The 24,570-nt window shown below is 44.7% G+C and carries 23 protein-coding genes; 19 read left to right on the forward strand and 4 right to left on the reverse strand.

Annotation, left to right across the window (positions count from 1 at the left end):
- Window positions 1–126 precede the first annotated feature (126 nt).
- Window positions 127–492: a DUF1433 domain-containing protein gene (locus G9F48_RS02510; RefSeq protein WP_043867042.1), complete on the reverse strand. Its 366-nt coding sequence runs from the start codon at window positions 490–492 to the stop codon at window positions 127–129.
- A 49-nt stretch (window positions 493–541) separates the two neighbouring features.
- Between G9F48_RS02510 and G9F48_RS02515 the strand changes: the two genes are divergently transcribed.
- The 3 genes from G9F48_RS02515 to G9F48_RS02525 all read left to right on the forward strand — a co-directional run bounded on the left by G9F48_RS02515 (window position 542) and on the right by G9F48_RS02525 (window position 3,255).
- A complete protein-coding gene (locus G9F48_RS02515) occupies window positions 542–1,957 on the forward strand; it encodes a hypothetical protein (protein ID WP_043867627.1) in 1,416 nt (471 codons plus the stop codon).
- 13 nt (window positions 1,958–1,970) lie between these two features.
- Window positions 1,971–2,276 (forward strand): hypothetical protein, encoded by a 306-nt coding sequence (locus tag G9F48_RS02520; protein ID WP_016936335.1) that lies wholly within the window; start codon window positions 1,971–1,973, stop codon window positions 2,274–2,276.
- Between the two features lie 703 nt (window positions 2,277–2,979).
- A complete protein-coding gene (locus tag G9F48_RS02525; protein ID WP_014304904.1) occupies window positions 2,980–3,255 on the forward strand; it encodes a DUF3219 family protein in 276 nt (91 codons plus the stop codon).
- Window positions 3,256–3,327: 72 nt separating this feature from the next.
- Here the strand turns inward: G9F48_RS02525 and G9F48_RS02530 are convergent, their stop codons facing one another.
- Entirely contained in the window at window positions 3,328–3,513 is a 186-nt protein-coding gene (locus G9F48_RS02530; RefSeq protein WP_003154669.1) for a YkvS family protein, read from the reverse strand.
- A gap of 163 nt (window positions 3,514–3,676) precedes the next feature.
- Between G9F48_RS02530 and G9F48_RS02535 the strand changes: the two genes are divergently transcribed.
- The 6 genes from G9F48_RS02535 (at window position 3,677) to G9F48_RS02560 (ending at window position 10,145) form a co-directional block, all read left to right on the forward strand.
- Window positions 3,677–3,871 carry a hypothetical protein gene (locus G9F48_RS02535; protein WP_012117423.1) on the forward strand — a complete coding sequence of 65 codons (195 nt, stop codon included), beginning with the start codon at window positions 3,677–3,679 and terminating at the stop codon, window positions 3,869–3,871.
- A 273-nt stretch (window positions 3,872–4,144) separates the two neighbouring features.
- A complete protein-coding gene (locus G9F48_RS02540) occupies window positions 4,145–4,768 on the forward strand; it encodes a cell wall hydrolase (RefSeq protein ID WP_070081729.1) in 624 nt (207 codons plus the stop codon).
- A 115-nt stretch (window positions 4,769–4,883) separates the two neighbouring features.
- The gene (locus G9F48_RS02545; protein WP_039251635.1) at window positions 4,884–6,224 is read left to right on the forward strand and encodes a polysaccharide biosynthesis protein; all 1,341 of its coding nucleotides are present in this window, start codon (window positions 4,884–4,886) and stop codon (window positions 6,222–6,224) included.
- 62 nt (window positions 6,225–6,286) lie between these two features.
- Entirely contained in the window at window positions 6,287–6,781 is a 495-nt protein-coding gene (gene stoA, locus G9F48_RS02550) for an endospore biogenesis thiol-disulfide oxidoreductase StoA (RefSeq protein WP_165408980.1), read from the forward strand.
- Window positions 6,782–7,024: 243 nt separating this feature from the next.
- A complete protein-coding gene (locus tag G9F48_RS02555) occupies window positions 7,025–8,938 on the forward strand; it encodes a heavy metal translocating P-type ATPase (RefSeq protein WP_102421853.1) in 1,914 nt (637 codons plus the stop codon).
- A 112-nt stretch (window positions 8,939–9,050) separates the two neighbouring features.
- Window positions 9,051–10,145 (forward strand): M24 family metallopeptidase, encoded by a 1,095-nt coding sequence (locus tag G9F48_RS02560; RefSeq protein ID WP_007611047.1) that lies wholly within the window; start codon window positions 9,051–9,053, stop codon window positions 10,143–10,145.
- Window positions 10,146–10,202: 57 nt separating this feature from the next.
- Here the strand turns inward: G9F48_RS02560 and G9F48_RS19900 are convergent, their stop codons facing one another.
- The gene (locus G9F48_RS19900) at window positions 10,203–10,328 is read right to left on the reverse strand and encodes a hypothetical protein (RefSeq protein WP_003154659.1); all 126 of its coding nucleotides are present in this window, start codon (window positions 10,326–10,328) and stop codon (window positions 10,203–10,205) included.
- A 99-nt stretch (window positions 10,329–10,427) separates the two neighbouring features.
- On the opposite strand from G9F48_RS19900, the gene G9F48_RS02565 reads away from it, so the two are divergent.
- The 9 genes from G9F48_RS02565 (at window position 10,428) to G9F48_RS02605 (ending at window position 21,199) form a co-directional block, all read left to right on the forward strand.
- Window positions 10,428–11,393 carry a LacI family DNA-binding transcriptional regulator gene (locus tag G9F48_RS02565; protein ID WP_165408981.1) on the forward strand — a complete coding sequence of 322 codons (966 nt, stop codon included), beginning with the start codon at window positions 10,428–10,430 and terminating at the stop codon, window positions 11,391–11,393.
- Window positions 11,394–11,443: 50 nt separating this feature from the next.
- Window positions 11,444–12,310: a glucose PTS transporter transcription antiterminator GlcT gene (glcT, locus tag G9F48_RS02570; protein WP_012117426.1), complete on the forward strand. Its 867-nt coding sequence runs from the start codon at window positions 11,444–11,446 to the stop codon at window positions 12,308–12,310.
- 230 nt (window positions 12,311–12,540) lie between these two features.
- A complete protein-coding gene (gene ptsG / locus G9F48_RS02575) occupies window positions 12,541–14,637 on the forward strand; it encodes a glucose-specific PTS transporter subunit IIBC (protein ID WP_165408982.1) in 2,097 nt (698 codons plus the stop codon).
- Between the two features lie 96 nt (window positions 14,638–14,733).
- Window positions 14,734–15,000: a phosphocarrier protein HPr gene (locus G9F48_RS02580; protein ID WP_003154654.1), complete on the forward strand. Its 267-nt coding sequence runs from the start codon at window positions 14,734–14,736 to the stop codon at window positions 14,998–15,000.
- Entirely contained in the window at window positions 15,000–16,715 is a 1,716-nt protein-coding gene (ptsP, locus tag G9F48_RS02585; protein ID WP_007409600.1) for a phosphoenolpyruvate--protein phosphotransferase, read from the forward strand. The genes G9F48_RS02580 and ptsP overlap by 1 nt, the downstream gene beginning before the upstream one ends.
- A gap of 87 nt (window positions 16,716–16,802) precedes the next feature.
- Window positions 16,803–17,042: a transcriptional regulator SplA domain-containing protein gene (locus tag G9F48_RS02590; protein ID WP_003154646.1), complete on the forward strand. Its 240-nt coding sequence runs from the start codon at window positions 16,803–16,805 to the stop codon at window positions 17,040–17,042.
- 86 nt (window positions 17,043–17,128) lie between these two features.
- A complete protein-coding gene (gene splB / locus G9F48_RS02595; RefSeq protein WP_003154644.1) occupies window positions 17,129–18,157 on the forward strand; it encodes a spore photoproduct lyase in 1,029 nt (342 codons plus the stop codon).
- Window positions 18,158–18,284: 127 nt separating this feature from the next.
- A complete protein-coding gene (locus G9F48_RS02600) occupies window positions 18,285–20,252 on the forward strand; it encodes a methyl-accepting chemotaxis protein (RefSeq protein ID WP_044053153.1) in 1,968 nt (655 codons plus the stop codon).
- 80 nt (window positions 20,253–20,332) lie between these two features.
- Window positions 20,333–21,199: an NAD(P)-dependent oxidoreductase gene (locus G9F48_RS02605; protein ID WP_165408983.1), complete on the forward strand. Its 867-nt coding sequence runs from the start codon at window positions 20,333–20,335 to the stop codon at window positions 21,197–21,199.
- A 37-nt stretch (window positions 21,200–21,236) separates the two neighbouring features.
- On the opposite strand, the gene G9F48_RS02610 is transcribed toward G9F48_RS02605, so the two are convergent.
- Window positions 21,237–22,013, reverse strand: a complete 777-nt coding sequence (locus G9F48_RS02610; RefSeq protein WP_017417671.1) for a CAP domain-containing protein — start codon at window positions 22,011–22,013, stop codon at window positions 21,237–21,239.
- 336 nt (window positions 22,014–22,349) lie between these two features.
- On the opposite strand from G9F48_RS02610, the gene G9F48_RS02615 reads away from it, so the two are divergent.
- On the forward strand, window positions 22,350–24,482 hold the full coding sequence (locus G9F48_RS02615) for a peptidoglycan D,D-transpeptidase FtsI family protein (protein ID WP_060561759.1): 2,133 nt from the start codon (window positions 22,350–22,352) through the stop codon (window positions 24,480–24,482).
- The last annotated feature ends 88 nt before the right edge of the window (window positions 24,483–24,570 follow it).

Raw genomic sequence — 24,570 nt, forward strand, 5'->3', positions numbered from 1 at the left:
CTTAGTTAAAAAATAGGTTTTTGATTTTATTTTACCGCATTTAGGAAATTTAATGTGTTATTTTGAAGGAAATACACTGATCCAATAACAAAATCATCCCCTCACAATAAGTAAGGGGATTTTTGTTTAATATTCACATGGTTTATCTTCGCACTCTGTCTTTTCTTTAGCATCAACATACGATGAAGTTATAGTGTCATTTGACTTGTCATAAATCCCCCAAAACTCTTTTTCTTTGTTGCCGTTCAAATAACCCTCTGCATTAATCCCTCCCATTGGATCTATTTCATATTTGTCCGAGAAATCAATTTTATCTATACCTTCATAGTTGGCATTTATGTAATCAGTCATTCGTTTTTTAGCTTTATCAAATAACTCTAGTTCTGCAGTCTTAACTTTTTCTTGCTTTTCATTATACTGGTGTTTCATGTATATTCCCCCAAGTGTTATAATGATGATTGCTGATAACAGGATAATAATGTATTTTTTCATAAAACCATCCTTTCAGTGCTTATTTTACATGAGGAGCGTGTCATTGTACATGAGCAAGAAGGCTAAGGTTCCTAATATAACTGACCAAGATTACTATAGTATTAGTCAACTAACTTATCGAGATGAATATTTAAAAAAACATTTCTCGAAAAACATACCCGTGAAGATTAATTCAGGTAAACAATATTTCATAGATAAAATCAAAAAAGACCCAGACACAGGCCTAGATGTTTATGTATTTGTTCAAGCGAAGAAAAAAGAAGGCAAATGGGTAAAACCAAAAGAACCAGAAAATGTCGTTATAGGTTTTCAAGGAACAAACCAGGAACAAATCAAAGCTGATGTTATAAGTGCAGATGGCGGCAACGTAGTCATGGGTAAAGACCCGAAAAAGAAAGTCCAATACATAATGAAAAAAGATGCATCTGAAAACTCTAAAGCTGTTGCCAAGTATAACGGCAGTATGGAACAAGCAATGATGATTAAGAGCGGAGAATACAAAATTGTCACTAAGACATCTCAATTCGATCAAGGTGATAAGCTCGTTGCCAATGAAGTGAAAAAGTATGCTGGCACTAACACAGTGATTTCGACAACAGGTCATTCACTTGGAGGGGCAGATGCAGAATACGCTGGTGTAAACAATAACGTTTACAGTGTAGCTTTTAATAACCCTTCCATTGTTAAGCTGCACAATGAAGAAACACAGAAGAAAATCAGAAATGGCGAATTTGATTTGTATCATAAAGCAATTATTAATCCTGATGATATGGTGGGCTCAGGTTGGTTTTTAGAATACGACAGACACAACGGAACAACCATATATACGAAAGATCCAAGCATCGCACGTCAAGATCGTGCAAACCGGCTTAATCCGTCTCTAGGTATTCCTGGTGTTTTAGGGAGTCTTATTACTTCTTTCTATGGCCAAGCATTTGCAAAAAATCCTGATACTCATAGTTTAAACGATTCGAACTTTACATTTGATAAGAATGGTAATATCCAGAGTGTTGATGGCAGCAAAGGTGTTTATAACCAGAATATCGAATCATTCTCATCTTTCTCAGGCATGAATGGTCAGACAATTAAAGTGGATGCAAAGTATGCAAAAGAATTAGCTAAACGATTACAGGCAGCTATCGAAGACTTAAAAACAAAGAAACAAGCAATTGAACGATTCCCTCATGATCACAGCAAAATGGTTTATGACGTAAAATCTATTTGCGGGAAGAGGTTAGGAGAATTCAAGGATCTAGATCCAAGCGATGTTGATAAAGCTGTATTGTTTCACGCACCTTATGTGAAAGATGGGGCAGCATTTTATGACTCAGAAGAACAGTATCAAACTGAGGCTTCTCTTCATTATTTGATTAGAGATTTAGAGGATATTAGTGAGTTTATTGTTAAAATGGCTGAGGATTTAAAAGATAAGGATAATGAATTAGCAAGCTGGTTACGGTTGTAAGGGGGGATTTAAATTGCCATATGGAGTTAATATGGATGCAGATGAGTTTTACAGACGGTTACAACAGAATGAGGAATTAAAAAAAATTGTGGGCTCAAGTTTAAAAACTCATTGCCAGAATCTAAAAGAAGACACAAAAAACGCATCAGACTTTTCTTCAGCACAACAGGTTATAGCTGAAGTGTATGTTGCTTTACTCTCTTCATTTGAAGGTAAAGCTAAAGAAGCATTAGTCCAAAGGCTTAATGAAAATGCGACTATGCTGACAAATGCTACAGAGAACAGAAGTGCTTTTCTGAGGAGTATAAGGACTAAATAATTAAAACAACCTCTTCACTTTAGATGTGAGGGGGTCTTTTTAACTTATGATGTAGCAAAATTCGCAGACGTCTGCGAAAATGCTCAGTTATTCAATCTCTCTTCTAATTCATGAATACGTCTTTCTAAACTAGAGAATTTTTTATCGTTATAACTATGATCAAGTTCGATGTTCTTGTTGATCAATTTGAGCATCGACATAACTTCTGCAGGTTCATTTTCCTCTATATGGGAAACTGTATCCTTGATTTCCTTTACATCCTGTTTAACTTCAGCAATATCCTTTGAATATTTGTTTCTCCATCCCGTTCACCTCTCCTTACAGTATAAAAGCTATTTCAATGGTTTTGTTTAACGGTTTGTCGAATTCTCTTCTACAAACTCTACAACCTAAACCCCGCCTTTTAAGCGGGGGTATTTTTCGTCTCTGCCACGCAGCCAAAAAGGTGCATGATATTCGCACAGAACTTCTATAAGGAAAAGAGAGATCATTTGGAGAAAAGAAAAAGACGAGTAAACCCGGGGGGAGTGTACTCGCCGCTTCAATACGTGACGGGTGCTGGATGGCAGCTCGTCTGTTTCATTATAAAATAGGGAACGTATGTTTGTAAAGGCCTGAGCTGTTTTTTCTTATTCGGAGCGGATCAATTGTAAAGGAATGGCCAGCATGGTAGCATGTCCTGTAAAAAGAAGGAGTGTTCGTTATGGAGCCGTTAGAGTTAAACGGTGTAAGGCTGAAAATGTATGATTGTAAAGAAAGTGCGGGCAAAAACGGCCGTATGATTTCATTCGTATTGAAGGTGACCTCTGAAACGTATCATGATATTGCCGTCCTTTTGTATGAAAAAACATTTGACATCAAGGCGCCCGAGCGTGGGCTTGAATTCCGCGGTAAAATAACCAACTACTATACATCCGTCACAAATCTTTACAATAAAGATGAGACCGGTGATTTTTTTGTAGAAATGACCGAGATCTGAATTCATTTGAAAAAGCTGCCGGGCGGCAGCTTTTGTGCGGGATATGTAAATGGTTCGGATTGTTCGGGGGGTTTAATAGGAGTCTCTGATGATTTTATAATTCTTATGGTTGACGACAGTGAGGGAATCTAATTCAAGGTCACGATAATTATCCATGATGGTTACATCAACGATGACGGAGTTTTCATTTACTTTTTCAACAATACCGGTTAATCCGTTTTTAAATTCAATGACGTTTCCAACCTTAGCAATTTTCACGAGCTTCCTCTCCTTTATCATAAATCCTGTTTGAAAATATTTTGCAGTATTTTCTTTAAGAAGTAAAGCGATATGGGTATCAGCCCGCTCAATCATTGTCCCGGCGGGGGAAAGATGGTATATTGTTTTTCGGGAAAAAGCCGAGAAAAGGAGGCTGTATTCGTTGCTGCCTGAGGAAATTTCAGAACGTATCAACCAAATGCGCACCGGTGAAATCAAAGAATTCAGGGTGCAGAAAGAACATTTTCTTGCATTTCGAGCAGTTTTATCGAAGCAGGAAGATTTTAAGCATTTCCGCGGTATTGCCCAGCAGGGCGGAGATGTTGTATTCCAGTATTTGGAACAACCAAGAAGCTGACGGCTCCTCGCCCTTGAGGAGTCTTTTTTTGGTTTCAGTTTCTCATTTCATCTGGCTGTAACAGATGTAAACAAAATGTAAAATCCCTCCGATGGATACTTTTACTGCTATTTGGTTAATGTTGTGAAAATGACGGCTGTTTTCCTGCCAATAACAAGGCTGTTAACAAACTTCTTCCATTATAAAAGCTGATTGGGAGCACTGGGAAATCTTTAAACGTGAATTTGCGCACAGCTCTTGTTAAGGTAGTGAAGTATTTAAGGAGGAAATCGTATGACGACAAAATTTGCTGCCTTGGCTGTCTTTTTTCTATGTTTTATGCCTGCATCAAAAATTGAACATACAGAAGCTCTGTTTACTTTTGCGAAGAAGCCAAAGCAAGAACCCAGCACCTTGGTTGCTGATTTAAATAAAAAAAGCCCGGTTCCGAAGCTTTCAAAAACGGATCATAAGCATTCTATCCAACCGATAAAGCTTTCATCTCACCAAGAGATGAAAGCAAAACCGGAAGAGACGGCTTATCAGCCGCCGAAAAAAACGTATTCCCGCGCTGACAGACAACTCCTGTCACGTCTCGTTCACGCAGAAGCGAAAGGTGAATCTTATAAAGGGAAGGTTGCGGTAGCCAGCGTAGTGCTGAACCGCACTGAAAAAAACGGTTTCCCGGATACCATTCGGGGCGTGATCTATCAAAGGAATGCATTTGAACCGGTAGCAAACGGAAGCATTAATCAAAAGCCGGATAAGGATTCCATCGCCGCCGCAAATGAGGCGCTTGACCATCCGGGCAGAGAAACGAACGCGTTGTTTTTCTACAATCCGAAAACGGCATCTGATCACTGGATCCGTTCCCGAAAAATTATCGAACGGATCGGCAGACACGTATTTGCGATGTAAGCATAGCGGGATCAAAAATATCCCCGCTATGCTTTTTTCAATTTTGAGAAATCGAAAATATTTTCAGAACTTGTCTCATATGATGATGGAAGAACGTGAGACAAGGAGAGACACCATGAATCGATTTGTGAAAGGGATCATTCTTTTATCCATCGCCGCCTTTTTCGCGGAATGTCTGGAATTTGTCGTGAATATGATACTGGCGCGGGAGCTTGGCGAGCATGGGATGGGGCTTTACATGAGCATTCTGCCCACCATCTTTTTAATTATCGTGATCGCCAGTCTGGAGCTTCCGATCTCTATTTCAAAATTCATCGCGGAATCCAATCAGAAGCTGCATGAAAGCATGCTCCGGCATGCCTTCAGAATGACCGCCGTTTTTACCGCGTTTTCAACCGCGGCCGCAAGCGTCGCGCTGCCGTTCATTCCTGTATTCGATACGTATCACCCCTTTATTAAAGGGATTGTCATCGGGCTGATTCCAGTCGTCGCTTTTACATCCATCGCCAGAGGTTATTTTATGGGTGTGCAGCAAATGGGAAAAATCGCGGTTGCGAATGTCTTGAAAAAAATCATTCAAGTGCTTTGTCTGTTTATCTTTTTTCAATGGTACTCTTTTGAAATTGATATGGCCGTGCTCATTTCGTTATTTGTGCTGGTCGCAAGCGATGTTGTGGTGTTCGTTTACTTGTATACGCAGTTTATTTTGGCGCGGAGGGCGCTTTCCGGCCATCAGCACATTCATCTTCGCGGGAAAGACGTGCGGAAACGCCTCCTGGCCGTATCCATCCCGACAACGGGACTTCGTATATTTCATGCGGTGACAAACGCAGTTGAACCCTTCTTGGTTAAAGGAGCGCTGCTGGCGTCCGGGGCAGCCGGGACAGCCGCGATTGATCAATACGGCATGCTTGCCGGTGTAGCGATGACAATCGGTTCGTTTCCCGCATTTATCGCCCATTCGCTGATGGTCGTCATGATTCCCAGCATTTCAGAAGCGTATGCGCTGTCCCAATATGATATTGTGCTGAAACGGCTGAGACAAGCGATTTTTATTACATTCGGCTACGGCATTCCGGCAGTCTGGGTCATGTTTCAGTTCGCGGGCCCGCTGACCCATTTGTTTTTTCAGTCTCCGGAAGCGCAGTATTATTTGCAGCTTTTGTGGCCGTTTTTTCTTTTTCATCTGTTTGTGATGCCGCTTCAAGCCTGTCTGATCGGCATCGGCCACGTGAAAACGGCGTTTTATCATAACGTATGGAGCAGCATTGTAGGGCTTTCGATGATGTATGTGCTCGGTTCTATGCCGGAATTGCAAATGCTCGGCATTATACTCGGTATGAATACCGGCATGATTCTTCTGACAAGTTTACATTACGCGACGATCTGCAAAGACCTCGGTGTCTCCGTGTTTTTGACGGGCGGCGGAAGAACAGCGCCCCGGATCGAAAGCTGAAAAGGCTGATACATTTCAATAAGGAAGGGCAAGCTATCCGAAACGCGTGAAAGGAAGATCATATGCATAAAACCCGCCTAATTGTATGTGCAGTCCTTTTGATAGCTGCCGCCGTCTGGATGCCTGAAGCAAAAGCCTCATCAGAAAAACAGGCAGTTCCCGCCGTGTTTCTGATGAAGACGATTGAAGGAGACGAAATATCGATTCCGAATAAAGGGCAGAAAACGATTTTACATTTTTGGACATCGTGGTGTCCGCCGTGCAAAAAAGAACTTCCGCAATTCCAAACGTATTTTGAACAGCATCAGTCCGATGATGTAAGCCTTGTAACGGTAAATTTGATGAATGCCGAGCGAAATAAAAATACCGTTCGAAACTTTGTCACTCAGCACCATCTCACATTCCCGATTGTTCTTGACACGGAAGGCGAGCTTATGAAGGAATACGATGTCATGACGATTCCCACGTCATTTCTGCTGAATGAAAAAGGAGAAATCGAAAAAAAGATCGTCGGTCCGATGACCGCCTCACAATTAAAAGAATGGTCAGAGAATTAAAAAGGTGCGGGAGGAATTCCTCCCGCACCTTTTTTTGCATATAATGAACAGCTGAAGAAACGCTAATGATAATTATTATCAAAAAGAAATTAAAACAATTATAATTGAAATCTTCCGCCGGCATGCTATAATAAAGAAAACACTGCGATAACACTGTGAAAATGCTGCCTGTCAGGCGGCTGTTTTACTTTTATCGGGGAATTGAAGATGATTTGCGTTCTCAATTAGAGAGGAGAATTCATAATGAATGAACAAGTGATGACACAAACCCATTCACAACAGCAGATACAAGAAGAGCGGGCCGGAAAAAAGTGGCTCCAGCATGCAGAACTCATTGCGGCGCTCGTATCCGGCGTCCTTATTCTTGCGGCCTGGTTTTTTACCGAAACAAAAGGCCTGTCCGTCACTTTGTATATCCTTGCCTTCCTGATCGGGGGATTTGCAAAAGCGAAAGAGGGAATTGAGGATACCATTGAGACGAAGGCGTTAAATGTGGAACTGCTGATGATTTTTGCGGCTGTCGGCTCCGCCCTGATCGGTTATTGGGCGGAAGGCGCTGTTCTTATCTTTATTTTTTCGTTAAGCGGCGCGCTCGAAACATATACGATGAATAAAAGCAGCCGTGATTTAACATCCTTGATGAAACTGGAACCGGAGGAAGCGACCCTGCTTGCGGACGGACGGGAAAAGCGGGTGCCGGCTGCTGAACTTAAGATCGGTGACATGATCGTCATTAAGCCGGGCGAACGCGTAGCGGCAGACGGGATTATTGAGTCTGGCGTGACGAGCCTCGATGAATCGGCGCTGACGGGTGAGGCGATGCCGGCGGAAAAAACAGCAGGAGATTCTGTGTTTACAGGAACGGTAAACGGAAACGGCTCCTTAACGGTCCGTGTGACGAAAACAAATGAACAGTCTTTATTCAGAAAAATCATCCGGCTGGTGGAATCAGCCCAAAACAGCGTGTCACCGGCTCAGGCATTTATTGAGCGATTCGAAAGTGTCTATGTCAAAGGCGTGCTGTTAGCCGTGGCTGTGCTTTTATTCGTTCCTCATTTCGCTTTAGGCTGGAGCTGGAGTGAAACCTTTTACCGGGCGATGGTGTTTATGGTGGTCGCCTCCCCGTGCGCGCTTGTCGCTTCTATTATGCCCGCTGCGCTTTCCCTTATCTCAAATGGGGCCCGCAACGGATTATTGGTTAAAGGAAGTGTGTTTTTAGAACAGCTGGGAAGCGTACGGATGATCGCATTTGACAAAACCGGCACGGTCACAAAGGGACAGCCGGCAGTCGCGGCATTTCAAGCAGCGGAACATGTGAGTGAAGATGAGATCATGCAGGCGGTGTATGCGATAGAAAAGCAATCAAGCCACCCGCTTGCAAAAGCGATAGCTGAATTTGCCGAAAGCCGGGGCGCCGCGCCCGCAGGCCATCTATCGATTGACGAGACGTCGGGATTCGGCGTTCAGGCTGAAATAGAAGGCGTCAAATGGATGGTCGGAAAAGCGGGATTTGCAGGTGAACATGCGGCAGATGCTTTTTTGCAGACATCGGGAAAAGAATTAAAGGATAAAGGCTTTACACTGGTCTTTGTTAAAAAAGATGACCGGATTGCAGGCTGCTTCGCCTTAAAGGATCAAATCCGCCCTGAAGCCAAAGCCGTGATGGCTGAGCTTGAATCACTGGGCATTCAAACAGCCATGCTCACCGGCGATCAGTCTGAAACTGCGGCTGCCATCGCGAAAGAGGCGGGCATGACGACGGTTGTTGCCGATTGTCTGCCGGACCAAAAGGCAAAAGAAGTGAAGAAGCTGAAAGAAACGTACGGCACAATCGCCATGGTCGGAGACGGCATTAATGACGCGCCCGCTCTGAAAACGGCTGACGTCGGTATTGCGATGGGCGGGGGAACGGACGTGGCTCTTGAAACGGCTGACTTAGTCCTTATGAAAAATGATCTTCACAAGCTTGTGAAAATGTGCAGACTCTCAAGGAAAATGAACCGGATTATTAAGCAGAATATTGTTTTCTCGCTCTCGGTCATCTGCCTTTTGATCTGCGCTAACTTTCTGCAGGTGATGGAACTGCCGTTTGGCGTAATCGGGCATGAGGGGAGCACGATTCTGGTCATACTGAACGGACTGAGATTATTAAAATAAACATGACAGCCGCACACGGGCGGCTGTTTTTTTAATGTTCGTTCACAGCATAAACGCCGGAAAACTGATAGAATGAATAAAGAGTCACTTTGGTAAGGAGGAAAAGCAAAAAATGAACAGATTAGAACGTGTTTCATCTTGGCTGAAAAAAGAAGGACATGATGCGGCATTTATACATACAAAGGAAAACGTATTTTATTTAACTGATTTTTACACGGATCCGCATGAGCGGTTAATGGGATTGTTCCTGTTTCAGGAACAGGAGCCGTTTTTCGTTTGTCCGGGAATGGAAGCCGGACAAGCCCGCAGCGCCGGGTGGGAGCATGGTATTATCGGCTACGGCGATCACGAAGATCCGTGGGAGCTGATCAAAGCCGAGCTCACAAAACGAAATGTGCGGCTTGATTCCATCGCGGTTGAAAAGGATTCGATCTCTCTTTCCCGTTCAGAACAGCTCAAACAAGCTTCAGGGGGCGCGGCATTTGTTTCGGCAGAAGAAACGCTCAACCAATTCCGTCTCGTGAAAGATGAGAAGGAAATCAGCATTCTCAGGGAAGCGGCAAAACTCGCGGATTACGGAGTTGAAGTCGGTGTCGCGGCGCTTAAAGAGGGTGTGAGTGAAACCGAAGTACTCGCACAGATTGAGTTTGAGCTGAAGAAAAAAGGTGTGCAGGGCATGTCATTTTCAACGATGGTGCTGTTCGGGGAAAAATCAGGCCAGCCCCATGGGAATCCGGGTGCAGACCGGTTGAAAAAAGGCGATTTTGTTCTGTTTGATCTGGGCGTTATTCTTGACGGCTACTGTTCAGACATTACGAGAACATTCGCATACCAATCAATCAGCCCGAAACAGGAAGAGATTTACGAAACGGTGCTTAAAGCTGAACAGGCGGCGCTTCAATTAAGCAAACCCGGCGTCAGAATCGGCGATCTTGATTTAAAAGCCCGCGGCATTATTGAAAAAGCCGGATACGGAGACTATTTCCCGCACCGCCTCGGCCACGGACTCGGGATTTCGGTTCACGAATATCCATCAATGAGCAGCGCGAACGACACACTCCTCAAAGAAGGCATGGTGTACACGATAGAACCGGGGATTTACGTGCCGGATGTCGGCGGCGTGCGCATAGAAGACGATGTGTTTGTCACAAAAGACGGCGCCGAAGCATTAACGCAGTATCCGAAAGAATTAACGATTCTGAAATAGAAAGCTTTGTGATAAAAAAGGACGGTTCTGGAACGCAGCGTCCTTTTTTATCACCTTTTAAATGAAAAAATCATCAAAATGCTGAAATGGTTTGATGTCATGCTTTTCATTCAGGGGCCGCAGGGCAAGGTAACTGCCGCCGAGTATGGCCAGACACAAACCGATTAAGCAAAGAATCCCCATCGCTGTTCTTCTCCTTTCAAACGAATAGGATGTATCTGTTTCTAGCTTACTGTATGAAACGCATTCCAGATCAAGGGAAAAAAAGAAAGGGGGGACGCCATGGCTACGATCAGAGACATTGCCGGCGCTGCCGGGGTTTCTGTTACAACGGTATCAAGAGTTTTAAACGATCATCCTTATGTAAGTAAGGACAAAAGAGAAAGAGTGAAAAAAGCGATGCAATCGCTCGGATACACGCGCAACATTCATGCTGTTCATTTATCCAAAGGTTTTTCCGATATGATCGGCGTTGTGCTTCCGTCGGTGAACCTTCCGTATTTTGCAGGCCTTGTTGCAGGTATTGCCGAGGCTGCCGAAGCGTCAGGCGTGCATCTTTGTTTATACCAGACAGATTATGAGCAGCAAAAAGAACGTTTTGCCTTATCACAATTACAGGAGCGCCAAGTGGACGGCCTGATTATCTGCTCCAAAGCAATTCCTGATGAGCATCTGCTTGCCGTGAAAGAACCGCTCATCCTCTGCCAGTACACTGATGCGGCAGGGCTTTCCTCCATCAGTAATCCGCATCGGGAAGCATTTCGGCACGGTCTGGATTATCTGATAGAAAAGGGACACCGGAAAATAGCGATCTGCCTGGCCAGAAAAAAGGGAAAAAACAGTCAAGTCCGCATCGCCGCATACAAAGAGGCGCTGAAGAAGATCGGGCAGCCTTACAGGGACGAGCTGGTTGTGGAAAAGGTGCTGACGCTGCTTGACGGGAAAGCCCTTTTTCATAGATGGAAGAGCTGGGATGACAAACCGACTGCGCTGTTTGCGGCGAATGATCAAGTATCCGCAGGTCTTTACCTTGAAGCCAAGGCAAACGGGACGCGCATCCCGGAAGAGCTTGCGATTTTGAGCATCGACAATCATGATATCAGCAAGATGTTAGGTATTTCCACAATAGATATACAAACGAAAGAAATGGGAAAGCAGGCTTTTCACATGCTTGAGAACCGGATCAGCGGCGGGCCTCCGGGAAGGAAAGTTCTTGATTACCGCCTTATTGAACGATCAACCGTCTAAAAAAAGAATTGACGCGCTTTCCGTTCGTTTTGTACGATATGAGGTATTGAATGACAAAGGAGCTGAGGATCATGAAGGGGTCCTTTACAGTTGAAAAGGTATTAAATAACAATGTGCTCATCGCAACACATGATAGATACAGTGAGGTCGTCTTAATCGGAAAAGGGATCGGCTTTGGAAAAAAACAAGCGGATGTCATTGAAGATAAAGGGTATGACAAGATGTTCATCTTAAAGGATGAAAAAGAACAAAAACAATTTAAAAAGCTCCTCGGTTATGTGGACGAGACACTTGTCGACATCTCCAATGACGTCATTTATCATATCAAGAAGCGGACAAGCCAACCGTTAAATGAGCATATCCATATTGCGCTGACTGACCATATCGCCTTTGCGGTAAAGCGGCTGCAGCAGGGTTTTGACATTAAAAACCCGTTTCTCATGGAAACCGAAACGCTTTATCCGGAAGAATTCCAAATTGCCCGTGAAGTCGTCGGCATGATTAATGAAAAGACGGGAATCTGCCTTCCGGAAGGAGAGATCGGCTTTATCGCTCTGCATATCCATTCCGCCCTGACGAATCGGCCCCTTTCAGAGGTCAATCAGCATTCACAGCTGATGTCCCGCCTCGTTCAGGTGATTGAGGAATCTTTCCAGATGAAAGTGAATAAAGAAAGCGTCCACTATTTGCGGCTGATCCGGCATATCAGATTTACCATAGACAGGATTAATCGGGAAGAGCAGACAAAAGAACCAGAAAAGTTAATGTTATTATTGAAAAATGAATACCCGCTATGCTACAATACTGCTTGGAAACTGATAAAAATCTTGCAGCAAATACTGAAAAAACCAGTTCATGAGGCGGAAGCGGTTTATCTCACGCTTCATTTGTACCGATTAACCAATAAAATTTCATAATTTCAGTTGAAACCTTAAAAACGTGTCACTGATTCGATCAGGCATGAGTGATTGAGGGTAAAAAACGGGAAGAACGATCCCGTTATTTTGCACACCCTTTTTACTCATGCCTTTTTTGTTGTGTAAAAGGGCAAATGTAAACGGTTAAACTGAAGACTTGCGCCAGTGAATTCGTTGTCATGAATTTTCGCTGTAAGGTCACACTAGCTAACAGAGGAGGTACATCTTTTATGTTTAAAGCATTATTCGGCGTTCTCCAGAAAATCGGCCGTGCTCTTATGCTTCCGGTTGCGATTTTACCGGCTGCGGGGATCTTGCTTGCGTTAGGGAATGCCATGCAGAACAAAGATATGATTCAAGTCATGCATTTCTTAAGCAATGATAACGTTCAGCTTGTGGCGAACGTCATGGAAAGCGCCGGCCAAATCGTATTTGACAACCTGCCGCTTCTTTTTGCAGTAGGGGTTGCGATCGGTCTTGCCAACGGAGACGGTGTTGCCGGAATCGCGGCCATTATCGGATACCTGGTCATGAACGTATCCATGAGCGCCGTGCTTATGGCGAACGGCAGTATTCCGTCTGACAAAATTGAACGGGCAAAGTTTTTTGCGGAAAATCATCCGGCCTATATTAACATGCTGGGGATACCCACTTTGGCGACTGGCGTGTTCGGCGGTATTATCGTCGGGGTCCTGGCCGCGTTATTGTTCAACAAGTTTTATAAAATTGAACTTCCGCAGTACCTCGGATTCTTTGCGGGTAAGCGGTTCGTCCCGATTATCACATCAATTTCCGCATTAATTCTCGGACTTATTATGTTAGTGATCTGGCCTCCGATCCAGCACGGTCTGAATTCCTTCTCCACGGGTCTTGTGGAAGCGAATCCAACCTTGGCGGCCTTTATTTTCGGGATGATTGAGCGGTCATTGATTCCGTTCGGTCTTCATCACATTTTCTACTCGCCGTTCTGGTATGAATTTTTCAGCTATAAAGATGCCGCAGGAGACATCATCCGCGGAGATCAGCGGATTTTCATGGCTCAGATCAAAGACGGCGTACAGCTGACGGCGGGAACATTTATGACGGGGAAATATCCGTTTATGATGTTCGGTCTTCCGGCGGCGGCGCTTGCAATCTATCATGAAGCGAAGCCTGAAAAGAAAAAACTTGTAGCCGGAATCATGGGTTCTGCCGCTCTGACAAGTTTCTTAACGGGAATTACCGAGCCGCTTGAATTCTCATTCTTATTTGTGGCTCCTATCCTGTTTGCGATTCACTGCGTATTCGCGGGACTTTCCTTTATGGTTATGCAGCTGCTGCATGTAAAAATCGGTATGACGTTCTCAGGCGGTCTGATTGACTACTTCCTGTTCGGAATTCTGCCTAACCGGACGGCTTGGTGGCTTGTCATTCCGGTCGGCTTAGGACTAGCACTCATTTACTACTTCGGTTTCCGGTTTGCGATCAGAAAGTTCAATCTGAAAACGCCGGGCCGTGAAGAAGAGGCTGCGGATGAAGGTGCGGGCGCCTCAGGCGAAGCCGGCGACCTTCCTTATGAAATCCTGCAGGCAATGGGTGACCAGGAAAACATTAAGCACCTTGACGCTTGTATCACGAGACTCCGCGTTACGGTCAACGACCAGAAGAAAGTGGATAAGACTCGTTTGAAACAGCTTGGCGCCTCAGGCGTTCTTGAAGTCGGAAACAATATTCAGGCCATTTTCGGCCCGCGTTCTGACGGTTTAAAAACACAGATGCAGGATATTATCGCTGGACGCACGCCGCGCCCTGAACCGAAAGTATCCGCACAAGAAGAAGTCAGCCATCAGGTTGAAGAGGTTATCGCAGATCCGCTCCGAAACGAGCAGGGTGAAGAAGTGTTCGCTTCTCCGATCACCGGCGAAATCCATCCGATTACCGATGTGCCTGACCAGGTGTTCTCAGGAAAAATGATGGGTGACGGTTTTGCGATTCTTCCTGAAGAAGGAATCGTCGTATCGCCTGTCCGCGGAAAAGTGCTGAATGTTTTCCCGACAAAACATGCGATCGGTCTTCAGTCTGACGGCGGAAGAGAGATCCTGATTCATTTCGGAATCGACACAGTCAGTCTGAAAGGCGAAGGATTCACTTCTTTTGTTTCTGAGGGTGACCGGGTTGAACCGGGGCAAAAGCTGCTTGAAGTTGATCTTGAAGCGGTTAAACCTCATGTTCCTTCATTAATGACACCGATTGTCTTTACAAATCTTGCCGAGGGTGAAGCGATTTCCCTTTCGGCCGAAGGTACCGTAAAACGGGAACAAAAAGATATTGTGAAAATCGGAAAATAATCATATAAATACGCCGTGCTTGTCAGATGACAAGTACGGCTGTATGATATAATATTGTGTAGTAAAATAGCTTTAATTTAAAGGAGAATGATAATCATGGCACAAAAAACATTTAAAGTAACAGCAGATTCCGGAATCCACGCTCGTCCTGCGACAGTTCTTGTACAGACTGCAAGCAAATACGATGCTGACGTAAACTTAGAATATAACGGCAAAACAGTAAACCTTAAGTCAATCATGGGCGTTATGTCTCTAGGTATCGCTAAAGGCGCTGAAATCACAATTTCCGCTTCAGGCGCTGACGAAAACGATGCTCTTAACGCTTTAGAAGAAACAATGAAAAGCGAAGGACTCGGCGAGTAATGCAAGAATTAAAAGGAATAGGCGCTTCAGCCGGAATTGCGATTGCGAAAGCATACCGGCTTGAAGAGCCGGACTTAACGGTTGAAAAGAAAAACATTGCTGATGCTGCGGCTGAAGTAAGCCGTTTTGATGAAGCGATTGTACGTTCTAAAGAAGAGCTTGAAAAAATTAAAGAGCATGCTTTAAAAGAACTGGGACAAGACAAAGCTGACATTTTCTCCGCGCACCTTTTAGTTCTGAGTGATCCTGAGCTGTTGAACCCGGTAAAGGAGAAAATCAGCACAGATTCAGTCAATGCTGAATTCGCTTTGAAAGAAACAGCTTCCATGTTCGTTACTATGTTTGAATCAATGGATAACGAATACATGAAAGAGCGTGCTGCGGATATCCGTGACGTAACAAAACGTGTGACGGGGCACCTGCTGGGCGTGGAAATTCCGAACCCGAGCATGATCTCAGAAGAGGTTGTTATCGTGGCTGAAGATTTGACACCGTCTGATACGGCGCAATTAAACCGCCAGTTTGTAAAAGGTTTTACAACTGATATCGGCGGACGCACTTCACACTCCGCGATCATGGCCCGTTCGCTTGAAATTCCGGCTGTTGTCGGCACAAAAGCGGCTACAGGGACAATTGAAAACGGTGTTACGGTAATCGTAGACGGCATCGATGGTGATGTGATCATCGATCCTTCCAGTGAAACGTTAAAGAAATATGAAGAAAAGCACAGTGCTTACCTGGCGCAAAAAGCTGAGTGGGCGAAGCTCGTCAATGAACCGACTGTTTCAAAAGACGGCCATCATGTAGAGCTTGCCGCAAACATCGGCACACCTGACGATGTAAAAGGCGTTCTTGAAAACGGAGGAGAAGCTGTAGGGCTTTACCGTACGGAATTCCTTTACATGGGACGCGACCAGCTTCCGACAGAAGACGAGCAGTTTGACGCTTATAAAACGGTTCTTGAGCGTATGGAAGGAAAATCAGTTGTCGTGCGGACATTGGATATCGGCGGCGACAAAGAGCTTCCTTACCTGCAGCTCCCTAAAGAAATGAACCCGTTCTTAGGCTACAGAGCCATCCGCCTTTGCCTTGAAGAGCAAGAAATCTTCAGAACTCAGCTTCGAGCGCTGCTTCGTGCAAGTACATACGGAAACTTAAAAATCATGTTCCCGATGATTGCGACAGTAAACGAGTTTAAACAGGCGAAAGCGATTCTTCTCGAAGAAAAAGAAAAACTCGTCGAAGCCGGCGTAGCGGTTTCTGACGATATTGAAGTCGGTATGATGGTAGAGATTCCGTCTACAGCCGTTATCGCAGATCAGTTTGCTACAGAAGTTGACTTCTTCAGTATCGGAACAAATGACTTGATCCAATACACGATGGCTGCTGACCGCATGAACGAGCGCGTAGCTTATCTGTATCAGCCATACAATCCGGCGATTCTCCGTCTGATCACCCTTGTTATTGAAGCCGCTCACAAAGAGGGCAAATGGGTCGGCATGTGCGGAGAAATGGCGGGAGACGAAATTGCGATTCCGATTCTTCTCGGCTTAGGCTTAGATGAGTTCTCAATGAGCGCTACATCCATCCTTCCGGCAAGAACGCAGATCAGCAAGCTTTCTAAAAAAGAAGCTGAATCATTCAAAGAAACAATCTTGTCTATGAGTACGACAGAAGAGGTTGTCGCATTCGTTAAAGAAACATTCAATAAGTAATACAACAGCCAGACGGTGTAAGCCGTCTGGTTTTTTTCATATTCCGAAAAAAGGGGGGAACAATAACGATCAACAGGAGGGATTATCATGACAAAATCATTTGCAGCGGGGGATACGGTCTATGTGATTTACCGCAATCCGCATGCCGCCAATGTTGCCCATATTAAAGAGGCGGAGATCGTCCATCACCCGTATCATGAGGGAGAACTGTCTCTGTTTTTATACGAAACCTATCATCCGCTGGCCGAAGATGACGCGGTCTTTTCGACATATGAGGAAGCGGAAGCGCTTTACAGCGAGCTTTTTGAAGAAGACCGGTATCATTGATCAAAGGAAATGTTTACAACGCATATTCACTCTCTTTTAAACGGAAAGTAACAACATGAGAAAATGTAAAAAGGGAGTGTCAGTTCATGCTGAAGCCGTTTGTGCCCCAGCTAGTTTATATAGAACCGAGAGCGCTCGAATACCCGTTAGGACAAGAGCTGAAGAATAAGTTTGAAAACATGGGGCTTGAGATCAGAGAAACAACATCGCATAATCAAGTCCGGAATATTCCGGGGAAAAATCACTTGCAGCAATACCGGAACGCGAAATCAACATTGGTAATCGGCGTCCGGAAAACACTGAAATTCGATTCTTCAAAGCCGTCCGCCGAATATGCCATTCCATTTGCGACGGGCTGTATGGGGCATTGCCACTATTGCTACCTGCAGACGACGATGGGGTCAAAGCCTTACATCCGGACATATGTCAATGTGGAAGAGATTCTGGATCAGGCTGATGAGTATATGAAAGAACGGGCGCCGGAATTTACAAGATTTGAAGCCTCTTGTACGTCTGATATCGTAGGAATCGATCATCTGACACATACATTAAAAAGAGCCATTGAACATTTCGGACAAAGCGAATTGGGACAGCTCAGATTCGTGACTAAATTTCACCACGTCGATCATTTGCTCGATGCAAAACATAACGGAAAGACTAGGTTCAGATTCAGCATCAATGCGGATTATGTCATTAAAAACTTTGAACCGGGAACTTCTCCGCTCGACAAACGGATCGAAGCCGCCGTCAAAGTCGCTAAAGCGGGCTATCCGCTCGGTTTCATCGTGGCGCCTATTTATATTCACGATGGCTGGGAGGAAGGCTATAAGGAGCTGTTTGAGAAACTGGATGCGGCCCTTGATGAAGACGTTCGGCATGACATCACATTTGAACTGATCCAGCATCGTTTTACAAAACCGGCCAAACGGGTGATTGAGAAGAACTATCCGAAAACAAAGCTTGAGCTTGATGAAGAAAAGCGCAGGTACAAATGGGGACGCTACGGAATCGGCAAATATATATACCAAAAAGACGAAGAACATGCCTTAAGGGAAACACTCGAATCTTATATCGAAACCTATTTTCCGAAAGCGAAAATCGAATATTTTACGTAAGGCGGAGCTGTCGGCATGACGGCTCTTTTTTTTGCTGCGCCAAATGACGGAAATGTTTGATATTTATTTCAAGATTTATTCATTTTCTTGGCCGAAAGACCGATATAACTCTCAGGAGGGGATGGTTATGTTTAAAAAAATGCATATCAAAATTGCTGTGTTTGTCTCGGCAATGCTTATTGTAACGGTTGTTTTTTTAACGGTTTCTTCATATTTGACATTAAAGCCGATGATGACGGAGGAAGCAAAACGTACGACAGAGAATGTCACCAATTCACTCGGTCAGAACATTGAGCTTCAGCTGAAAAATGATGAGACCGTATTAATGAGATTAGCAGACGGTGAATTGTCCCGGTCTTTTCTATCAGATGGGAAGAAAGAAACCGCGCGGCTTTTTAACGATGAGTTAAAACAGATCGGACAGAATGACAAATATGTCGCGCTTGCGTACGTCGGAACCGCAAACAAACAAATGTTTACATATCCAAAGGCCGATTTTGCCAAAGACTATGATCCGACAAATCGAACGTGGTATAAGATGGCGGCTGAAAAACCCGATAAGGTTGTCTGGACTGACCCTTATAAAGATGCAGTGACGGGAGACATGATCGTGACGGCGTCAAAAGCCATTCAAAACAGCGGAACCGTCGTCGGAGTGGCGAGCTTAGATTTGAAGCTGTCCTCTATTCAGAGCATGGTCAACGAGCAAAAGGTTCCGTATAAAGGATTTGCCTTTTTAGCGGATGAAAACGGCTCTCTTCTGGCCCATCCGGCAAAACAGGGAAAAAATATTTCGGAAGATCAGACGTTAAAAGACATCACTGCGGACAAAGAAGGCATCAAAGAGCTGCAGGGGAACATGGTCGTCTACCAAACGGTAAAAGAAACAGGGTGGAAAGTCGGAACGCAGTTTGAAAAAGATCAGCTGATGGGAGTAGCCGACAAAATGAACACGGTGAGCATTTTTATGTCACTGATCGCCCTTGTGATTACGATCGGACTCAGCTATTTCCTAGCAAAAACGATAACCGGGCCGATTCAGCAGCTGATCGCAAAAACAAATTCAGTCTCAGCGGGAGATTTAACCGTCCGCGCTCAGACGAAATCAAAAGATGAAGTAGGCGAGTTAACAAAAGACTTTAACCAAATGGTTGAAAATATGAAAGAGATGGTCGAACAGGTCAAGGCCTCCTCAGAAAATGTGTCTGATACATCTGACCAACTAACCGTCATCTCACAGGAGACAAATGAAACGAGCGGACAAATCGCAAAAGCGATAGAGGAAGTCGCCGCCGGAGCGACAGAGCAAGCGTCAGAGGTTGAGACGATCAACGAAAAATCGGAAAATCTCTCAGTCAAAATAAAAGGAATCGCAGATCGCGCAGGCAGCATAAAACAACTCTCAAAGTCTTCAGAGGATGCCAGCTACAAAGGACTGGACGCGCTCGGGCAGCTGCTGATGAAGTCAAACGAAGCCAATTCAGAAACGAAAAAAGTAGAGGCAATGCTGAATGACCTGGAAGAACAAACGAAAAACATAGAAGAAGTCGTGACGGCAATATCCGCTATTTCAGACCAGACGAATCTCTTGGCGCTGAATGCGAGCATAGAAGCCGCAAGAGCGGGAGAAAGCGGACGGGGCTTTGCCGTCGTCGCTGAAGAAGTCCGCAAGCTTGCTGAACAATCAGCTCTTTCTTCCGGCCATATCAGTGAGACGGTCCGTCTGATTCAATCTGAGACAAAAGAAGCGTCACATGCGATGATTGAGGCAAGCAGAATGAATGATGAACAAAACAGCGCCATTCATGAAACGGGTGAGGTTCTCAATCTGATCACGACGGAAATGCAGTCTCTCGTTCAAGGTATAGATCATATTTACAATGACATTCAAAAAATGAGTGAAGAACAAGCCGCGATTCAAGAAGCGATTCAAAGCATCTCCGCCATTTCTCAAGAATCAGCGGCAGCCGCGGAAGAAGTGAATGCTTCTACTGATGAACAGCTCGTTACGCTTGAAAAAGTGAAGCAATCGACTGATATGTTAAAGAGCGCAAGCGAAGATCTGATCAGCGCCATTTCTAAATTCACCTTGTAACGCGGACTCTATCAGCCTATAATATGGTAATATAGACATGAAAGAGTGATATATGAATCGCATCAGGGGAGGAAAGCGCAGTGAACAAAACGGTCGGATTTATCGGTTTAGGCGTCATGGGAAACAGTATGGCATCGCACATTTTAGAAGCGGGCTATCCTGTTTTAGTCTACACACGGACGAAACAAAAAGCGGAAGAGATTCTGAATAAGGGAGCGGTCTGGCAGGAGACGGTCAAAGACCTTTCGGAAAAAGCAGACATCATTATTACCATGGTCGGCTATCCGAGTGATGTCGAGGAAATCTATCTCGGTGAAAGCGGCATTCTCCGTCATGCAAAAGAAGGGGCGTTTGTCATTGACATGACGACATCAAAACCGTCTCTGGCGAAGAAAATAGCGGAGAAAGCCAAAGAAAAATCCATTCACGCCCTGGATGCACCCGTTTCCGGCGGAGACATCGGCGCGAGGAACGGAACGCTTGCCATTATGGCCGGAGGAGAAAAAGAAGCGTTTGAAGCATGCCTGCCGCTTTTCTCCGTTATGGGGGAAAACATTCAGTATCAAGGATCGGCCGGCAGCGGCCAGCATACGAAAATGTGCAATCAGATCGCGATTGCAGCGGGGATGGTCGGAGTGGCTGAAGCGATGGCTTACGCGGAAAAATCCGGTCTGAACCCGGAACAAGTGCTGAAAAGCATTACAACCGGAGCGGCTGGCAGCTGGTCATTGTCAAACCTCGCTCCCCGTATGCTGAAAGGCGATTTTGCGCCCGGATTTTACGTGAAACACTTTATTAAAGACATGGGCATTGCCCTTGAAGAAGCGGAGCTGATGGGAGAAGAAATGCCCGGATTGGCGCTGGCCAAATCATTGTACGACAAGCTTTCCGCGCAAGGTGAAGAAAACAGCGGAACTCAAAGTATTTATAAGCTTTGGGTGAAATAAAAAAAAGATTGCCCGCAGGGGCAATCTTTTTTATTATTTATTTTCCGATGAATTGCTGTGTCCAGATGTTTCCTGATTCTACGTAACCGACACCGATTTGAGTGAACTCAGGATTCATGATGTTCTTTCTGTGTCCTTCACTGTTCATCCAAGCTTTAACGACAGCTTCAGGAGTCGGCTGTCCTTTGGCGATATTTTCACCGGCGGTTTTATAAGTGATTCCGAAAGACTTCATCATATCGAAAGGTGAGCCGTAAGTAGGACTTTGGTGATCGAAATAGTTTTTGTCTTTCATATCTTGTGATTTTGCGTGAGCTGATTTGCTTAATTTTTCATCAATCTGCAGAGGTTTTAAGCCTTGCTTTTGTCTCTCTGCATTTGTCAATTCAACGACTTTCTTTTCATACGCACTGACTGATGAAGGAGTTTTCTCGCTGCTGTTGTTTGTGTTATCTGTCTGCTTTGCATTGTCAGCCGTCTGGTTTTGATCGGCTTTCGGTTTTTCGGCAGCTGTCGGGGCCGTTTTTGCCGGTGTTTCTTTTTGAACGTCTTTAACTGTCATATCAGAATGCTTTGCGTGTTTTTGCAGCAGCTGAGTCAGTTCTTTCTCATTTTTAACGTTCAGCTTTTTCACGCTCGTTTTCATATGTAGTTTTTCAACAGCCTCTTGAAGAGTCAGATGCTGTACAGTGTTTCCTTTTTTCACGGTAACGACGTGCTGGCATGACAGCTCTTTGGCAGATGCCTGCTGAATGCCTCCGAATGTAATCAAACTGACTGCCGCGGCGGCAGATAAGAGAAATGCTTTTTTCATAGTTAATAGCCTCCCAGAGAAGTTTTTTTCTACATGAAAAATCTTATCACAGCTTTTTTGTCATAATGCAGCCAGCCATTTCCTTTGACAACAAACTCTTGTCATAATTGTAATTGAGCGCAGAAAAATGGCTCTATACCGGGAAAAACGATCTGTATTTATTTTTTAAAATCCGTTACATCTCTTCAAATTATTTGAAGTGTTAGATATATTTTAAGATAATTTGATCTTGACAGTTTTTTTTACCCGTTTTCGCTGTAACAACTTTTACAAAAATGTTACAATTAAAATCTGTTTATGTAAATATATTCAATGATTTGAGAGGTGTAACAGAAAGTGGCTGAAGTTGCGCGCGAACCAAAGAAAAAAACGAAACGTTACAGAGCGCTGAGAATGAATCTCTATTTTTTGATTGTTTTTCTTCTCTTTACGGCACTGATTTTTAAACTCGGCATCGTCCAGATTGTCGAAGGGGATAAACACCGCCAGGATGCGGAGAAGGCAAATGCAAAAACCGCCTATTATCCGACACCGCGGGGAAAGATGTATGACAAGCGGAACAGGGTGGCGGTTGATAACCAGGCTGTGCCTGAAATTGTATATGTATCCACCTCAAAAACCTCGGCAAAGGACAAATTGAAAACGGCAAAAAATCTCGCCGCACTGATTCATATTGATACTGAATTTATGAAGGATCGAAATATCATTGATTACTGGCTTGCCGCACATCCGAAGAAGGCGGAAAAGCTTATGAAGGATTCAGAAAACAGCCTGAAGCCGCAAGAAGTGTACAAACGCCAGATTGAACGCGTCCCAAAGCAGGAGATTGATGCGATCAAACAAAATAAAAAAGAGCTGGAAATCGCGGCGATTTATACGCGTTTTTCAAGCGGCAACGCCTATCAGCCGCAAGTCGTCAAATCAATGGACCCGAATAAGCTGAACGGAAACGGAAACAGCGGGTCACTGCTTGACGAACATGAAAACAACAAACAGAAACCGAAAAGCGACCTGACATATGAAGAAGTTTCTGTCGTATCCGAGCACCTGAAAGAGCTCCCCGGCATTGACGTAATCAATGACTGGACGCGGAAATATCCGTACGACAAAACACTGTACTCTCTGTTCGGCGGTGTGACGACACCGGAACAGGGATTGTTGGGCGAACGGAAAGATTACTATGTCACAAGAGGCTACTCACTGAATGACCGGGTGGGTAAAAGCTACATTGAATATCAGTATGAAGACTATTTAAACGCACATAAAGAAAAAGTAGAGTATGTGGAAAACAGCAAAGGTGAAGTCGTCAGCCAAAAGCCCGTCGATGAAGGCAGCAGAGGCTACGATCTGCAGCTCTCGCTCGATATGGAATTACAGTCGAAAGTCGAAAAAGTCATTGAAAAAGAGCTGAGAAGAAGCCGCGCTGCAGGCAACTATATGGTTGACAGAGGATTTGCCGTCATGATGGACCCGAACAACGGGGATATTCTCTCAATGGCGGGGAAACGCATCGATCTCGAAACGAATAAAACACAGGATTTTGCGATCGGAGCATTTACGACCCAATATGAGATGGGCTCTGCTGTCAAAGGAGCGACTGTTCTTGCGGGTTACCAAAGCGGCCTCCCGCATTATAAAACGTTTGTCGATGCACCGCTTAAGTTTAAAGACGGCACGGAAAAGCGCTCGTGGACACAAATGGGGACCATTACTGAGCTGACCGCGCTGCAAAGAAGTTCAAACATATATATGTTTCATGTGGCCATGCATATAGCGGGCATTACTTACGTTCCGCACGGCACGCTGCCGGCCGGATTAGACGATATTAAAAAAATGCGCAACTACTACGCTCAATTCGGTTTGGGTGTGAAGACCGGGATTGATCTTCCGCAGGAATCAGCGGGCATGCAGTCAAATCCGCAAATGGTCGGGGGATTGCTGCTTGACTTTGCGATCGGACAGTTTGATACGTATACGCCGCTTCAAATGGCTCAATATATTTCAGCCATCGCAAACGGCGGGTATCGCGTCCAGCCGCGGATCGTCACAAGCATTCATGAACCGGACAGCAAAAACAAGATTGGAAAAGCGATTGAACAGCGCGATATTAAAATTTTGAACAAAGTAAATAACAGCCCGAGCGATTTTGACCAAGTTCATAAAGGAATGAAGTTGGTCACAAGCTCACCTCAAGGAACGGCTTATTCAACATTCCAAGGTTCCGGCGCCGATGTTTCCGGAAAAACGGGAACCGCGCAGACGCACTATTACGGCACGAACAAAAACTGGTGGGGGCAAGAGACGTATAACCTGACCTTTGTCGGCTATTATCCGTCAGAACATCCACGAGTGGCATTCAGCGTCGTCGTTCCGTCTGTTCGAGATGATAAAGATCATATCAGTAAAAACATTGCCAAAGGAGCAGTTGACGCTTACAAAGAACTTGAAAAGAAATACAATAAAAAATAACAAATGAAAGGGCGGCCGAACATATCGTGCGCCCTTTCTTTCATTCAGGAAAATTGACGTTCACAATAAGAATAGAAGGAGAATGCTC

This window comes from Bacillus sp. EKM420B (assembly GCF_011065565.1).
GTDB lineage: Bacteria > Bacillota > Bacilli > Bacillales > Bacillaceae > Bacillus > Bacillus velezensis.

What these genes read in the sequence shown, in the direction of transcription:
- G9F48_RS02510 (WP_043867042.1), bottom strand. Translation starts at nt 492, where the DNA reads ATGAAAAAATACATTATTATCCTGTTATCAGCAATCATCATTATAACA.
- G9F48_RS02515 (WP_043867627.1), top strand. Translation starts at nt 542, where the DNA reads ATGAGCAAGAAGGCTAAGGTTCCTAATATAACTGACCAAGATTACTAT.
- G9F48_RS02525 (WP_014304904.1), top strand. Translation starts at nt 2,980, where the DNA reads ATGGAGCCGTTAGAGTTAAACGGTGTAAGGCTGAAAATGTATGATTGT.
- G9F48_RS02540 (WP_070081729.1), top strand. Translation starts at nt 4,145, where the DNA reads ATGACGACAAAATTTGCTGCCTTGGCTGTCTTTTTTCTATGTTTTATG.
- G9F48_RS02545 (WP_039251635.1), top strand. Translation starts at nt 4,884, where the DNA reads ATGAATCGATTTGTGAAAGGGATCATTCTTTTATCCATCGCCGCCTTT.
- stoA (WP_165408980.1), top strand. Translation starts at nt 6,287, where the DNA reads ATGCATAAAACCCGCCTAATTGTATGTGCAGTCCTTTTGATAGCTGCC.
- G9F48_RS02555 (WP_102421853.1), top strand. Translation starts at nt 7,025, where the DNA reads ATGAATGAACAAGTGATGACACAAACCCATTCACAACAGCAGATACAA.
- G9F48_RS02560 (WP_007611047.1), top strand. Translation starts at nt 9,051, where the DNA reads ATGAACAGATTAGAACGTGTTTCATCTTGGCTGAAAAAAGAAGGACAT.
- G9F48_RS19900 (WP_003154659.1), bottom strand. Translation starts at nt 10,328, where the DNA reads ATGGGGATTCTTTGCTTAATCGGTTTGTGTCTGGCCATACTCGGCGGC.
- G9F48_RS02565 (WP_165408981.1), top strand. Translation starts at nt 10,428, where the DNA reads ATGGCTACGATCAGAGACATTGCCGGCGCTGCCGGGGTTTCTGTTACA.
- glcT (WP_012117426.1), top strand. Translation starts at nt 11,444, where the DNA reads ATGACAAAGGAGCTGAGGATCATGAAGGGGTCCTTTACAGTTGAAAAG.
- ptsG (WP_165408982.1), top strand. Translation starts at nt 12,541, where the DNA reads ATGTTTAAAGCATTATTCGGCGTTCTCCAGAAAATCGGCCGTGCTCTT.
- G9F48_RS02580 (WP_003154654.1), top strand. Translation starts at nt 14,734, where the DNA reads ATGGCACAAAAAACATTTAAAGTAACAGCAGATTCCGGAATCCACGCT.
- ptsP (WP_007409600.1), top strand. Translation starts at nt 15,000, where the DNA reads ATGCAAGAATTAAAAGGAATAGGCGCTTCAGCCGGAATTGCGATTGCG.
- G9F48_RS02590 (WP_003154646.1), top strand. Translation starts at nt 16,803, where the DNA reads ATGACAAAATCATTTGCAGCGGGGGATACGGTCTATGTGATTTACCGC.
- splB (WP_003154644.1), top strand. Translation starts at nt 17,129, where the DNA reads ATGCTGAAGCCGTTTGTGCCCCAGCTAGTTTATATAGAACCGAGAGCG.
- G9F48_RS02600 (WP_044053153.1), top strand. Translation starts at nt 18,285, where the DNA reads ATGTTTAAAAAAATGCATATCAAAATTGCTGTGTTTGTCTCGGCAATG.
- G9F48_RS02610 (WP_017417671.1), bottom strand. Translation starts at nt 22,013, where the DNA reads ATGAAAAAAGCATTTCTCTTATCTGCCGCCGCGGCAGTCAGTTTGATT.